At 65.6% G+C, this 12,963-nt stretch carries 17 protein-coding genes and 1 riboswitch; of the genes, 7 read left to right on the top strand and 10 right to left on the bottom strand.

All coding sequences use genetic code 11. The annotated features are described in order from the left end of the window. Nucleotides 1–34: 34 nt before the first annotated feature. On the bottom strand, nt 35–346 hold the full coding sequence (locus tag K414_RS0104385) for a PE family protein (RefSeq protein ID WP_027494842.1): 312 nt from the start codon (nt 344–346) through the stop codon (nt 35–37). An 88-nt stretch (nt 347–434) separates the two neighbouring features. Beyond that, nucleotides 435–1,001: a histidine phosphatase family protein gene (locus tag K414_RS0104380; protein WP_032366732.1), complete on the bottom strand. Its 567-nt coding sequence runs from the start codon at nt 999–1,001 to the stop codon at nt 435–437. 64 nt (nt 1,002–1,065) lie between these two features. Next, nucleotides 1,066–1,200, top strand: a riboswitch (cobalamin riboswitch). A gap of 50 nt (nt 1,201–1,250) precedes the next feature. Between K414_RS0104380 and K414_RS0104375 the strand changes: the two genes are divergently transcribed. Together K414_RS0104375 and K414_RS0104370 are read left to right on the top strand one after the other, a co-directional pair. Further along, entirely contained in the window at nt 1,251–1,445 is a 195-nt protein-coding gene (locus tag K414_RS0104375) for a CbtB domain-containing protein (RefSeq protein WP_027494840.1), read from the top strand. Continuing rightward, nucleotides 1,436–2,206, top strand: coding sequence for a CbtA family protein (locus tag K414_RS0104370; RefSeq protein WP_027494839.1), 771 nt, complete (start codon nt 1,436–1,438; stop codon nt 2,204–2,206). The genes K414_RS0104375 and K414_RS0104370 overlap by 10 nt, the downstream gene beginning before the upstream one ends. A gap of 130 nt (nt 2,207–2,336) precedes the next feature. Here K414_RS0104370 and K414_RS0104365 read toward each other — a convergent pair whose 3' ends face one another. Next, the gene (locus K414_RS0104365) at nt 2,337–2,669 is read right to left on the bottom strand and encodes a metallopeptidase family protein (RefSeq protein ID WP_027494838.1); all 333 of its coding nucleotides are present in this window, start codon (nt 2,667–2,669) and stop codon (nt 2,337–2,339) included. A gap of 13 nt (nt 2,670–2,682) precedes the next feature. Then, nucleotides 2,683–3,765, bottom strand: coding sequence for a septum formation family protein (locus K414_RS0104360; protein ID WP_027494837.1), 1,083 nt, complete (start codon nt 3,763–3,765; stop codon nt 2,683–2,685). Nucleotides 3,766–3,799: 34 nt separating this feature from the next. Here K414_RS0104360 and K414_RS0104355 point away from each other — a divergent pair, with 34 nt between their 5' ends. Together K414_RS0104355 and serS are read left to right on the top strand one after the other, a co-directional pair. Then, nucleotides 3,800–4,192, top strand: a complete 393-nt coding sequence (locus K414_RS0104355; RefSeq protein WP_027494836.1) for an ankyrin repeat domain-containing protein — start codon at nt 3,800–3,802, stop codon at nt 4,190–4,192. A gap of 11 nt (nt 4,193–4,203) precedes the next feature. Continuing rightward, a complete protein-coding gene (gene serS / locus K414_RS0104350; RefSeq protein ID WP_027494835.1) occupies nt 4,204–5,457 on the top strand; it encodes a serine--tRNA ligase in 1,254 nt (417 codons plus the stop codon). A gap of 7 nt (nt 5,458–5,464) precedes the next feature. On the opposite strand, the gene K414_RS0104345 is transcribed toward serS, so the two are convergent. Further along, on the bottom strand, nt 5,465–6,349 hold the full coding sequence (locus K414_RS0104345; protein ID WP_027494834.1) for a hypothetical protein: 885 nt from the start codon (nt 6,347–6,349) through the stop codon (nt 5,465–5,467). A gap of 100 nt (nt 6,350–6,449) precedes the next feature. On the opposite strand from K414_RS0104345, the gene K414_RS0104340 reads away from it, so the two are divergent. Together K414_RS0104340 and K414_RS0104335 are read left to right on the top strand one after the other, a co-directional pair. Beyond that, on the top strand, nt 6,450–7,190 hold the full coding sequence (locus K414_RS0104340) for a lysophospholipid acyltransferase family protein (protein ID WP_027494833.1): 741 nt from the start codon (nt 6,450–6,452) through the stop codon (nt 7,188–7,190). A gap of 9 nt (nt 7,191–7,199) precedes the next feature. Continuing rightward, the gene (locus K414_RS0104335; RefSeq protein WP_027494832.1) at nt 7,200–7,685 is read left to right on the top strand and encodes a GNAT family protein; all 486 of its coding nucleotides are present in this window, start codon (nt 7,200–7,202) and stop codon (nt 7,683–7,685) included. A gap of 25 nt (nt 7,686–7,710) precedes the next feature. Here the strand turns inward: K414_RS0104335 and K414_RS0104330 are convergent, their stop codons facing one another. Together K414_RS0104330 and K414_RS0104325 are read right to left on the bottom strand one after the other, a co-directional pair. After that, on the bottom strand, nt 7,711–9,126 hold the full coding sequence (locus K414_RS0104330) for a HAMP domain-containing sensor histidine kinase (protein WP_237606128.1): 1,416 nt from the start codon (nt 9,124–9,126) through the stop codon (nt 7,711–7,713). Further along, on the bottom strand, nt 9,123–9,806 hold the full coding sequence (locus tag K414_RS0104325) for a response regulator transcription factor (protein WP_081701528.1): 684 nt from the start codon (nt 9,804–9,806) through the stop codon (nt 9,123–9,125). Before K414_RS0104325 ends, K414_RS0104330 begins: the two co-directional genes overlap by 4 nt. 127 nt (nt 9,807–9,933) lie before the next feature. Here K414_RS0104325 and K414_RS28095 point away from each other — a divergent pair, with 127 nt between their 5' ends. Then, nucleotides 9,934–10,536, top strand: coding sequence for a hypothetical protein (locus tag K414_RS28095; protein WP_152530359.1), 603 nt, complete (start codon nt 9,934–9,936; stop codon nt 10,534–10,536). Nucleotides 10,537–10,619: 83 nt separating this feature from the next. On the opposite strand, the gene K414_RS0104315 is transcribed toward K414_RS28095, so the two are convergent. From K414_RS0104315 to K414_RS0104305, 3 genes are all read right to left on the bottom strand, one after another. After that, a complete protein-coding gene (locus K414_RS0104315) occupies nt 10,620–11,453 on the bottom strand; it encodes an LLM class F420-dependent oxidoreductase (protein ID WP_027494828.1) in 834 nt (277 codons plus the stop codon). Between the two features lie 61 nt (nt 11,454–11,514). Next, nucleotides 11,515–11,973: a nitroreductase family deazaflavin-dependent oxidoreductase gene (locus K414_RS0104310; protein WP_051364931.1), complete on the bottom strand. Its 459-nt coding sequence runs from the start codon at nt 11,971–11,973 to the stop codon at nt 11,515–11,517. Nucleotides 11,974–12,366: 393 nt separating this feature from the next. Continuing rightward, nucleotides 12,367–12,960 (bottom strand): DinB family protein, encoded by a 594-nt coding sequence (locus K414_RS0104305; RefSeq protein ID WP_051365305.1) that lies wholly within the window; start codon nt 12,958–12,960, stop codon nt 12,367–12,369. Between the last annotated feature and the right edge of the window lie 3 nt (nt 12,961–12,963).

Below are 12,963 nucleotides of genomic sequence, written 5' to 3'. Positions count from 1 at the left end.
TCGTTTTCGAAACCGTTGCCGGTCGATGAGTGCGTCAGATGCCGGCGAGCCCCGGCAGGCCTCCGGCGGTGTCGTCGTCGGTGGCCAGGTAGTCCGCGGCCTGTTTGCGCAGTTCCTCGGCGGCCCGGTGTAGCTCCGAAATACCCTGTGCTGCAGCAGGGCCGAAGGTATCGGCCGCGGTGGCGAAGAAGCGATCGGTCAAGAGCGACACCTCGTCGGTGCCCGGCGGTAGCGGCCGAACAGGAAGAGCCGTCGCAGTGACGGCGGCCTGCAATCGGGCAGCGACCGCATCGAGTTCCGAGGCAGCGAGCTGCAGAGCCACCGGATCGACTTTGATGACGGTCATGAGCACGCTCCCTGCGATCGACGAACTGGGCTGTCGGTAGGTAGGACGCCGCCGTGCCCGGATCGGTTCCATCGATGCCGGAAAGAATTCAGAGAGACTTCTGTGCCACCGAATCCGTCGTCCACAGCGAGCCTCGGCGATGGATCGAGGTGCGCGTCAACGGTGCGACGTCGACCCGCCAGAACGAGCTGACCGGTGCCGCCAGCACCAGCACGACCGCGGCCCTGATCACCGCGGGTGCGGTCACGGCCAGCGTGCGGCCCGGCGTCGAACCGACCTCGTCGAGCCACGTCCGGACGCGAGCGAACAACGCCTCCAGAGATTCACCGCCCGGCGGTGTGAATGCCGGGTCGCCGAGCCAGGCCATCGCGTCGGCGTCGGGCAGATCGGTCATCTCGAGACCGGACCACCGGCCGTACGCGACGTCGGCCAACGCGGGTTCGACGGCGACGTCGCTGCCGAAGATGTCGGCAGTGGATCGGGACCGCAGCTCCGGGCCGCACACCACTCGGTCGGCACGCGGAAAGTCGGTCACCTCGGCGAGTGCGCGCACACCCGCCTCGTCGAGTGGCTCGTCGGCAGGAAAGCGGCCCGAGCGCATCGCATCGGTCCTTGCGTGGCTCACCAACGTCAGGCGGGTCGTAGGCGCAGTCACCGCGTCATTGTGGCATCGGACTGTGTTCTCTCGAGGACAGTGATTGACAGAGAGTCGAACGCGGTGCCACAGTGCGCAGGTAAGACGCGATGTACGCAGGTAATCCGGTGAAAATCCGGAACGGTTGCGCCACTGTGATCGACGTCGGGCAGATGTCCGAATTCGAGAGCCAGAAAACTCGTACATCGCATGGCCGTCCCTTCGACTCCGAAGGGACTACGGGACGCACAATCCCAGGAGGACACCCCCATGGCAATACTTCATGCACCCAGCAACACGACGGAATCGGCGGCCCTCGCCGTCATCGTCGCCGCGACGATACTGCTCGCATTCGTTGTGCTCTACCTCGTCGGATTCGACCAGGGCGCGATCTCGCGCAGTGGCATGTACATGCACGAACTCATGCACGACGGCCGCCACCTGCTGGGCCTGCCATGCCACTGACCGGGACATTCGTTCAGTTGCTGGTGCGAGGTCTGCTCGCCGGTCTCGTCGCGGGACTGCTCGCCGGCGGAGTTGCCTTCGTCATCGGTGAGCCGCACGTCGATTCGGCCATCTCCATCGAAGAAGCAGCAGGCGAGGCACACCACGCCGACTCCGATGCGACTGCTGCGCACTCGCACGGAGACGAGGACGCCCTCGTCAGTCGCGACGGGCAACGCGTCGGACTGTTCCTCGCCACCGGACTCGCCGGACTCGCACTCGGCGCGATCTTCGCGTCGGTACTGCACTATGCCCGACGGTTCAGCTCGCTCCCGGGCTCGATCCTCGCGCTCCTCGGAGCCGGGGCCGGATGGCTGGCAATCGAAGCGGTGCCGTTCTTCAAGTACCCGGCAAACCCACCGGCCGTCGGAGACCCGGAGACGATCACCCAGCGCACCTGGCTGTGGTTGGCGTCGGTGATTCTCGGTCTGCTGGCCGTGGGCGTCGCGATCTACGTGGCGAAGGCGGTGGCGTCGCAGTCGTCGGTGGCGGTTCGCGTCGGTGCTCCGACGGTGGCGTTCCTCGTGATCGTCGCTGTGGGCTACGCACTTCTACCGGGTGTGAACGAAGTGGGTTCGGACTTCCCGGCGACCCTGCTGTGGGAATTCCGACTCTCGTCACTGGCCACGCAGGCAACCCTGTGGCTGGCTCTGGGACTGGGATTCGCGTTCCTGACCGACCGCGCGGTGCGGCCGGTTCGTCGAGAGGCTGTCTCGGCTTAACCCTGTTTTGCCCGCCCCCCCAGGTTGGGATCAATGCGCCTTTGTTGCAGTCTGACCGACTGAAACCCACATTGATCCCAACCGGGGGTGGCATTACGGGGGTGGGGGTGGCGATCGGGGGCGAGCGCGATCAGCCGAATCCCAGTTGATGCAGGCGTTCGTCGTCGATGCCGAAGTGATGGCCGATTTCGTGCGCGACGGTGATGGCGATTTCGCGTCGAGCCTCGTGTTCGTCGTCGACCATGTCGAGGATCGGCTTGCGGTAGATCGTGATGACGTCGGGCAAGTGTCCGCTGTATTCGTAGCGTTCGGTCAACGCGATTCCCTCGTACAACCCGAGGATGTCCTCGGTGGGGTGCTCCTCCTCGACGAGGACGACCACGTTGTTCATGAAGTCGGTGAGTTCTCGCGGCAGGGTGTCGAGAGCGTCGGACACCGCTTCTTCGAAATCGACGCGGGTCATGTGCGTGGGGATGTCAGCCTCCGGTGGTGATCGGAGCGGCACCGGGCAGCGGAGTCGGGAGGGCGCGGCCGTCGGGGGCTGCGGGCGGCGGTACGGGCGCGGCACCGTTGATGAGGATGTCGCCCTTCGCGCTGCCGACGATGGTCGCGAATCCACCGGAGTCGAGTTCCTTGCCCACCGAGCAGGTCACCTGACGGCTACCGGCGAGCCAGCTCGAGACGTCGATCGTGTCCCAGAACAACGTCAACGTCTTGTCCCGCAGCGCGTTCTCCGAGCCGAGGTATCCGTTGACGGCGTCGGTGCAGGTCTTCTCCAGGTACGCGTCCTGGTCGCCTTCCGACGGATGCCCGCCGGGGAACTGCTGCGTGAGGTTGATCACCGAGGCAACCTCGAACGCGTGGGGAGTCGAGCAGTCCACCGGGTCGGCAGGCACGTTCTGGTTGATTCCGATGCACGTGCCCGTCGGCCACACCTTGGACTGGTCCTGGTCGAGGATCGAGCCGGTCATCTCGAGCAGCGCACCGGTGTTCGACGGCATCTGCACACCGCACCGCAGCGTGCGCTCGCCCTTGGCCCATCCGGCCTGGCTGGGGAACATCAGGCCGACGCCGTAGCGGCCGTTCGGGTCGAACTTGGCACCGACGTAGCCGTCGACGGCGGCGGTGCAGTGCTCGTCGCGCAGTTCACCGAAGCGCAGCGCTCCCGGGTACGGCGCGCCGGGGCCGAATTCGATACCGGGGTAGACGCTCATGTCGATGTCGCGGGCCACCTCGAAGCGGTGGGCGTCGGCGCACGGCACTTCGCTGAGGTCCTGACGATCGGTCTCGGGATCGTCGGTGGGCGTCCACTGCAGACATACGCCCGGGTCGGCGGCACCGAAGGACTTCGCGGACACCGGACCTGCGGTGGCGGGGCCACTGGCCGTCGAATGCGTGGTGATCTTCTCGGGAGTCGAGAATCCGCCGGACAGGAACACTGTTGCCCCCGCGGCCAGGACTGCACCGACGGCCACCATGGCGAGGCCGCGTCGAGCAGTGGTGGCCGAGAGAGTTCTCCGACTCTCGCTCGTCGTGGGGTCTGGTTCTGTAGCGGACATCGCCCTCCATCATGCCCGAGTATGTTCGGTCGACATGAGCGACCCAACGGGTGACGACGACCTCAGTGAGCTGGCCGGTCGACTGTTCGCAATGGCACGTACCGGTGACGCCGTCGGTCTGGCGAGTTACGTCGACGCCGGAGTTCCGGTGAATCTGCACAACGAGTCGGGGGACACCCTGCTCATGTTGGCCGCCTATCACGGTCACACCGATGCGGTACGGGTGCTGGTCGAACGCGGTGCCGATGTGAACAAGGCCAACGACAAGGGGCAGAGCCCACTCGCGGGCGCTGTGTTCAAAGGCGAGGACGAGGTGGTGCGGCTGCTCGTCGACGGCGGAGCCGACCCACACGGCGGCCACCCCTCGGCGATCGACGCAGCCACGATGTTCGGACGCGAGGACTACCTGGGCTTGCTCGGCAAGTAAGGTTTGCTCTCGTGATCGACCTGAAATTGCTTCGCGAGAACCCCGACGCAGTGCGCGCCTCGCAGCGCACCCGAGGCGAGGACCCCGCTCTCGTCGACGCTCTTCTGGACGCCGACGCCTCCCGCCGCGCCGCTGTGTTGGCCGGGGATCAGTTGCGTGCCGAGCAGAAGGCGCTGGGCAAGAAGGTCGGCAAGGCTTCGGCCGAGGACCGTCCCGCGCTGCTGGCCGGGGCATCGGAACTGGCCGCGAAGGTCAAGGCGGCCCAGGCAGCCGAGGCCGAGGCCGACGCAGCTCTCGACACGGCTCACCGGGCGATCTCCAACATCGTCGAGGAGGGAACGCCCGAGGGCGGCGAGGACGACTTCGTGCTGCTCGAGACCGTCGGCGACGTCCCCGAGTTCGACTTCGAGCCCAAGGATCACCTGGAACTCGGCGAGTCGCTGAACCTGATCGACATGGAACGCGGAGCCAAGGTGTCGGGCTCACGCTTCTACTTCATGACCGGCTACGGCGCGTTGCTACAGCAGGGGCTGCTTCAGCTCGCCGCGCAGAAGGCCGTCAAGAACGGGTTCACCATGATGATCCCGCCGGTTCTCGTGCGGCCGGAGATCATGTCGGGAACCGGCTTCCTCGGCGCACACGCAGACGAGATCTACCGCCTCGAAGCCGACGACCTCTACCTTGTCGGAACCTCCGAAGTTGCTCTCGCCGGCTACCACTCGGGCGAGATCATCGACCTCGCCGACGGCCCCAAGCGCTACGCCGGTTGGTCGTCGTGCTTCCGTCGTGAAGCGGGCAGCTACGGCAAGGACACCCGCGGCATCATCCGCGTCCATCAGTTCGACAAGATCGAGATGTTCTCGTACATCAAGCCCGAGGACGCGGCGGCCGAGCACCGGAAGCTGCTGCAGTACGAGAAGGAAATGCTCGCCGCGGTCGAATTGCCCTACCGCGTCATCGACACCGCAGGCGGAGACCTCGGGTCCTCGGCCGCTCGCAAGTTCGACTGCGAAGCTTGGGTCCCCACGCAGAAGGCATACCGCGAGCTCACCTCGACCTCGAACTGCACGACCTTCCAGGCCCGACGCCTCGGCGTGCGCTACCGCGACGAGAACGGCAAGCCTCAGACCGCCGCCACTCTGAACGGCACCCTCGCCACCACGCGGTGGATCGTGGCGATCCTCGAAAACCACCAGCAGGCCGACGGCACCGTCCGGGTTCCGGAAGCCCTCGTGCCCTTCGTCGGGACCGATGTCCTGAAGTAGTTCAGGATCAGGCGATGTCGCCGATGCAGTAGCCCTCGCCGCCGATCGCCAGCAGGAACGTGCGGTTCTGGTACACCCCCGAGGCGTCGATGATGTCTGCATTGACCTGCGTGTAGACGCCGTTCTGAGCCGTCACGAACACGCTGTCGGGATCGAACGAAGTGATGCTCGGCAGAATTGCCGGGTTCTCGGCCAGAGGTGGGGCAGTAGGAGACCCGGTGCCGTTCGGATCCCACGTGCCGCGGCTGTCGCACACCAGCGGGTAGCTCTCTTCGACGTCGCCCCGATTGACGGGGATACCGGCGATGCGTCCCAGATAGCGATCGACGGTGTAGACCGCGTCCGTCGCGTCGAAGACCGGCGTCGTGCCGGTGGGATAGACGGTAGGGCAGGCGTAGCCTGACGCGATCTCGCTGCGTTTGATGGCGACCGTTGCCGTGGGTCCGGTCCACGTCACCGCGTACTGACCGTCGACCGCGGGAGCCGCCACCGCCGCGAGGATGGCGCCGGTGTCGAAGTACATCGTCGGAATGTCGGTCGGCGGCACAGTCCAGCACCTCGCGGTGACGACACCTATTCCGCCGCCGGTGAGATCGTTGACGAACGGCCGTAGTGCCGCGGCGGCCGCAGGATTTCCGGGGGCTTCGCCGACGGGCGGACCCGGTGGGATGGGCGGCGGTGCCGGGGTGGTGGTGGGCTCTGGGGTGCTCGACCCGGCGGCATTCGCGGACTCGGGGGTGGACCCGGCACTGCTGCTGGACGGGGCTGCGTCCTGATCGGATGGGATCCCGACCGCGGAATCGCAGGCACCGACCAGCGCAATCATCGCTATCAGCGGCAGCGCGGTTCGGCAGACTCGGCTGCGCCGCGGTGAAGCCGCTCTGTTCTTCACGTGAATTCTCTCCCCCGTAGCTTCTCGAACTGCGCACGACCCGACCGCGCTCCTGGCCGGACCTTTCTCCGACCCCGTCCACCGACTACGCTAACCGACTGTGGAACCCGTCTACCGATCAGTCATCGGCATCGCTCGCACAGTGTTCGCGTTCGAGGGCCTGAAGTTCGAGGTCGAGGGCGAGGACCACATCCCTGCTACCGGTGGAGCGGTCATCGCCGTCAACCACACCGGATACATGGACTTCACCTACGCCGGGTTGCCGCCGCGGCGAGTGAAGCGCTACATCCGCTTCATGGCCAAGAAGGAAGTCTTCGACAACAAGATCTCCGGACCCATCATGCGCGCGCTCAAGCACATCCCCGTCGACCGTGGGGCAGGTGCGGAGTCCTACAAGTCGGCCGTGCAGAGTCTGCGCAACGGCGAACTGGTGGGCGTCTACCCCGAGGCCACCATCAGCCGGAGCTTCGAGATCAAGGAATTCAAGTCCGGTGCAGCGCGTATGGCCATCGAGGCCGGCGTCCCCATCATCCCGACGGTGATCTGGGGTGCGCAGCGAGTGTGGACCAAGGGCTACCCGAAGCGATTGGGCCGCACCAACACTCCGATCTCCATTGCCGTCGGTGAACCGATTGCGCCGGTCGGGCCGCCGAACGAACTGACCGACAAGCTGCGGTCGGTCATGCAGAAGATGCTGCTCGAGCTTCAGGAGGGCTACCACCACGAGCCCGGCGCGTACTGGGTTCCGGCCCGACTCGGTGGCAGTGCCCCGACCCTGGAGGAAGCCGACAAGCTCGACGCCCAGGATCTGGCGGCGCGCGCAGCCAAGCGCGTCGAGTAGTCGGCGGGCATGAACCTCCGCGGTGAACGGGTCGTGTTGCGGCCGATCACCGCTGAGGACGTGCCGGAGCTACGCCGAATACTGCACACCCCCGAGGTGCATGCGCGGTGGGGTGACGAGGACGCCGACGAGAGCTGGCCGTTCGACAACCCTGAAGAGACCCGCCTGGTTGTCGAATTGGACTCCGCGACAGTCGGTTTGATCCAGTACGGCGAAGAGACCGACCCGATGTACCGGCACGCGTCGATCGACATCTTCCTCGATCCGGCTGTACACGGCCGCGGCGTCGGAAAGGACGCGGTAGGCACGCTGGTGCGCTACCTGACAGTCGGTCTCGGTCATCACCGCCTGGTGATCGATCCCGCCGCCGACAACGCAGTGGCCATAGCCTGTTACAGCGCAGTCGGTTTCGAGCCCGTCGGGATCATGCGCAAGTACGAGAAGGGGCCGGACGGCTGGCACGACAGCCTGCTGATGGACTTGATCGTCGAGTAGCTGACATGTTCGGGATTTCAGGTGTTCACGCGTTCAGGGGGAGAGTCAGCCGGAATCGCGCGCCCGAAGGCCCTGCGAGGCAGACGAGTTCGCCGCCATGGGCGCGCGCCAGTGTTCGAGCGATCGACAGCCCCAGTCCGACGCCACCGGATGCTCGGTCACGGGCGGAGTTCAGCCTGACGAGTCGTTCGAAGATGCGCTCACGGTCTGCCTCTGCGACACCGGGTCCTTCGTCGTCCACGGTGACGAATGCGTGGGTGTCCCGGCCGACCGCTACCCGAATCGTGCCGTCGGACGGGGTGAAACGACCGGCATTGTCCAGCACGTTCGACAGGATTTGTTCGATGCGTCCGACATCGATGTGAACCATAATCGGTTGCGCGGCAGCGACATCGAACCGAATATCCGGCATGACCAGAGCTGCTCGCTCCACGGTGCGGCGGGTGATGTCGGCAAGGTCGGTATCGGTTGCGTCGAGATCCGACGTGTTCTCCGCACGGACGGAATCGAGCATGTCGCCCACCAAGCGTGACGCCCTGCTCGATTCCCCGACCAGCAGCTCGCTCCAGCGCGCGACTCGATCGGGGCGATGCTCGGCGTCGCGCTGCAGCGACTGCGCCAACGCCGAGATCCCGGCGACGGGAGTGCGCAGCTCGTGTGCGGCGTCGGCCAGAAAGCGCCGCATGTCCTCCTCGGCGAGGCGGGCTGTGCGCGCCGCTGCGGCCTCGCGGCGCTCGGCGTCCTCGAGGGCGTCGAGCATCTCGTCCACGGCCGAGGCAGTACGGCCGAGGTCGGTGTTCGGTTTGGTGGGAAGCAGCCGTCTGCCCCTGTCGCCGTTGGTTATTCGGCGCGCGACCGATGTCATCGAGTCCAGCGGGGACAGTGCTCGCCGTACGGCAAAGGTGAGTGCTGCGGCGGCCAGTAGCAGCGTCACAGCACCCGCTCCCAGCATGAGGATGCGCAGTTGTCGCCGAACATCGGCGATGGCGGTGGTATCGCCGAGGAGAGACAGCGTCGAACCGTCGGGCAACGGTTCGGTGATCTCGAACGAATCGGACGGGGGCGCAGGAGGATCCGGCGGACCAGGGGGACTCGGAGTTCGCGACTGGCCCGCAGGCGGAGCCGGGGTGGCAGGCCGGATGTCCGGGCCAGGCGGTCCGCTGCCGGGAGCGCCGTACACCGTGCCGTCCGCAGCGGTGACACGAACTCGGATGGCGTCGCCCTGCAGGGCCTGCACCAGATCCCCGGGCCCGACGCCGCTCTCCACGAGCTCGACAGCCCGAGTTGCCCGGTCCGACAACCGCGCCTCCAGATCACGCCGAAGCTGTTGACCCAGAACGACATCCACCGACGAGCCGACAATCACCAGCAGTGCCGCGAACAATACGACGACGGTGGCGACCACCCGCATCCGAAGCGACGGAGTCGGCGTCCGCTTCACTGCGGAGCCCGCAATGCATAACCCAAGCCGCGGACGGTATGGATCAACCGCGGCCCATGCGCTTCCATCTTGCGACGCAACGCACTGATGTGAACTTCCACCAGGTTACCGTCGTACGCGCCGTAGCCCCAGACCGATTCCAGGATAGAGGTTTTGGAGACGGTACGTCCTCGTTGTGCGACGAGGAACGTGGCCAAACGGAGCTCCGTCGCCGTCAGATCGAGAACCTGACCTGCCCGAGTGACCACTCCGGCGGGCTCGTCGACCAGTAGATCACCGACCTGGACCGCGTCGGAAGAACGACCGCGACGCCGCAGCACAGATTTGGCGCGGGCGACCACCTCGTCGAGTTGGAAAGGCTTGACCACGTAGTCGTCAGCTCCGTCGCCCAGGCCCCGCAACCGGTCGGCCAGCTGATCTTTCGCGGTGACCATGATGATGCCCGCGTCGCTGCTCTGCCGGACGACGTCGATGAGATCGAACCCGTCCCGTACACCGGGCAGCATGACGTCGAGGATCACCACATCGGGACGAAAGCCTGCCATCGTGGGCTCGAAGTCGTCGCCGTCGGGCAGGGACACGGCGGTGAAACCCGCGTCCTCGAACGCCGCTACGAGCGCTTCCCTGATGGGTAGCGAATCCTCCACCACCATCACCCGGGGAGCGGAACTGTATGTCATGCCTCGATTGTCACCCACCAGCTGAAGTGATCCTGAAGATCCGCTCGGCTTCAGGGTGACTTCAGCTAGCGGCGGCAGTGTCGGTGACAGACCGAAACGAACGACGCAGTCCGAACAAGGAGTGAACGTGAACGATCAGACCCAACCGATTCCCGCCGCATCGAACCCCGAGCCCGGCACCGCTCGGGAGAACAAGCCCAAGCGGTGGAAGGGACGTGCGCCGCTGGCCGCGACCGCAGCAGCGGGACTTGCCATCGGAGCCCTGGTGACCGCGGCTGTGTTCGCAGCCACCGGACCCGACGCCTCGCCTGGCGTGTCGACCGTGGCGTCGTCGTCTGCCCTCGGACAGCGAACCGATGGCGGTGGCGGGTCGGACGTGCCCGCTGTTCCGGCAAGCCCCGAGGCGACGGATTCCGGCGACGGATCTACGGTCCCCGCGGTTCCGACGCCACCGGGACCCGCGGACGGAACAACTCCGGCCGTGCCGGATAACGGCGCAACTCCGCCTGCCCCGCCCGCGGGTGGTCCGGGCAAGGGCGGACCGGCCGATGGTGGTCCGGGTAAGGGTGGGCCGGGCGCAGGTGGCCCGGGAGCGGTGTGCGCACCAGAAGACGGAGCGACGCCGCCCGCGCCGCCGGCACCGGCCGATGGCACAACTCCGCCCGCGCCGCCGGCACCCGCTGATGGTGCGACGCCTCCCGTACCGCCGGCAGCGCCGTCCGGTTCCTGAACGCAAGCTAGGTCGGTCCCCGCACCGGATCGGTGCGGGGACCGGTGTGGGTGGACGCGCGACTTCCGAACGCGCCCAGGGTTTTATCTCCCGCGGTACGCGGACGCCAGCGCGGCGTACTCGTCGAGGATTTTCAACGATTCGTCGTGCGGCGCGGTGGGCAGCATGAGCGCAAGCTGCCCGAATCCCAACTCTTCGCAGGCGTGCCAGTACTCGGGATCCGCGGGGGTGCCGAACTGTAGCAACGGAACGTCGTGCCCGAGTCCTTCGCGCATCGCATCGATGCGCGCGGACATGACATCGACGGGCTGTGGGTTGGCTATCCACCCGGCGTCGTGCCGGATGACGCGCTTCACCGTCGCATCGGAGGCACCGCCGATGAATATCGGGGGGTGCGGTGTCTGCACCGGCTTGGGACGGAGGTAGGAGGGTTCGATATCGACGTGCTTGCCGTGATACTCGGCCGGCTCGTTCGTCCACAGGGCTTTGATTGCTTCGATCTGCTCGTCCAACAGTGCACCCCGTGTCTTCGGGTCGGTGCCGTGGTTGCGGATCTCCTCGAGGAGCCAACCCGCTCCCACGCCGAATACGAACCGGCCCCGTGAGATCAGGTCGATACTGGCGGATTCTTTTGCAGTGGTGATGGGATCACGCTGAATGAGCAAGGTGATACCGGTGACCAGCTCGATCTTCGATGTCACCGCTGCGGCCGCTGCCAGAGTGACGAAGGGGTCGAGCGTCCGATAGTAGAAGTCGGGCATCTCTTCGCCGGTGGGAAACGCCGTCTCCCTACTGGCTGGGATGTGAGTGTGCTCGGCAACAACCAGCGAGTCGAATCCACGCTCCTCGATGGCGCGAGCCAGCGACACCGGGTCGATCCCGTCGTCGGTGACGAAGGTGGAGATTCCGATTTTCAAGGCTGTTCCTAACGTCGGGTGTCGCCCGTGCACGGGGCGTGAAGTGGGATCACAGCCGGGGTCACTCCAGGATGAAGACGGGGAGTTGCCGGTCTGTCTGGGACTGGAATTCGGCGTACTGAGCGAAGGACTCGACGGCTAGCGTCCACCATTTCTTGCGCTCGGCCCCGTCGAGCTCGCGGGCCTGGAGGGTGAGAACCTTCGTCCCGTCTTGCACCGTGACGGTGGGGTTTGCCTTGATGTTGTAGTACCACGACGGGTTCGTGGCACCGGCACCGTTGGAACCGACCATGGCGTACTTGCCGTCGGCTTCGACGCGCATCAAGGGCACGTACCGCTTCTTGCCGGACTTCGCCCCGGTGATCGTGAACAGCACGACAGGCAGACCCTGATACTCGGCCCCCTCGGTGGTGCCCTGCTCGAGAATCTGCTCGGTCAGCTCGCGGACCCAGGACTTGGGGCTCAGCTCGGTTTCGGTGGCGGTCTCGTTGTCAAGCACGTGGGCGCCAACAATCGCCATGGCCGGAAATTCCTGACACGTCTCGCTCACCGAAACTTTGCCCCTCTCCTGGTAATTCCACCCCCTTCCACACCGGGGATCGTGGCATCGATGCGTGGGCAACGCGTGGTTGGCCGCGGGCGCAGATTATTGCCGAAGATATTTTGGGGTACATCCGTGTCGGACGTGCATCCGATGCGCGATCGGGCAGGCTGGGGTCTTCGCTTCGATAGCAGGGGCGACACCGGTATCGAAGCTGCGCTCCGGGAAGGCCGTGAGAATCGAGAAAAAGAACGGTAGACGGACAGTGATCACTGCCCGGGATTTCCGCGCAGGCTGTCGTCGCGCTGAATCGGGTCATCGATCGCGGTTGGACAGGTACACCGCGAAAATAGCCGTCGAGCCGAAAATGGCTCAGTCGGCGGGACGGGCTTGATCAGCCTCTAGAGCAACGGTTTCCAACTCGGATCGGTACTCTGCCCACCATGCTGCGTCGCCGTCGGCCATGTTCTCGTTGCCGAGGCGCAGTCCGACGGAGTTGTCGATCAATTCGCGCAGTATGTCTGCGTGTCCGGCATGTCGATTCGTTTCGATGCACAGATGCACCAGTACGCGATGCAACGTCACTTCTTGTTTGTCCGCAGGCCAGTGCAGGACGCGTCCCGCTGCATCCAGGTCGAGTGAATCGATGGTCTTGTCGGCATACGTCCACGCCTCGCGGTACAGGGCGACAATGGATTCCGACGATTCTTCGGCGGTGGCCCACATGTCGGAATTCAGCCGGGCCATGCCCTCTGCTTCCAATTCCGCGAAACGAGCTGGAAACTCACGACCGAACGTGAGGCCGAAGTAGCCGTATTCGACGATGGCGAGGTGTTTGACCAACCCCAAGAGGTTGGTTCCCGTCGGCGTCATCGGTCGTCGCTTCTGGTATTCGGTGAGGCCGTCGAGCTTCCACAGCATGTTCTGGCGAGCGATCCGAAGGTATTGGTGCAGCTCGTCTTTCATGTC

Source organism: Rhodococcus sp. JG-3 (assembly GCF_000482405.1).
Taxonomy (GTDB): Bacteria; Actinomycetota; Actinomycetes; order Mycobacteriales; family Mycobacteriaceae; genus Rhodococcoides; species Rhodococcoides fascians.
Note: the sequence above shows the minus strand (reverse complement) of the source record. Positions and strands in the feature narration are given on the sequence as shown.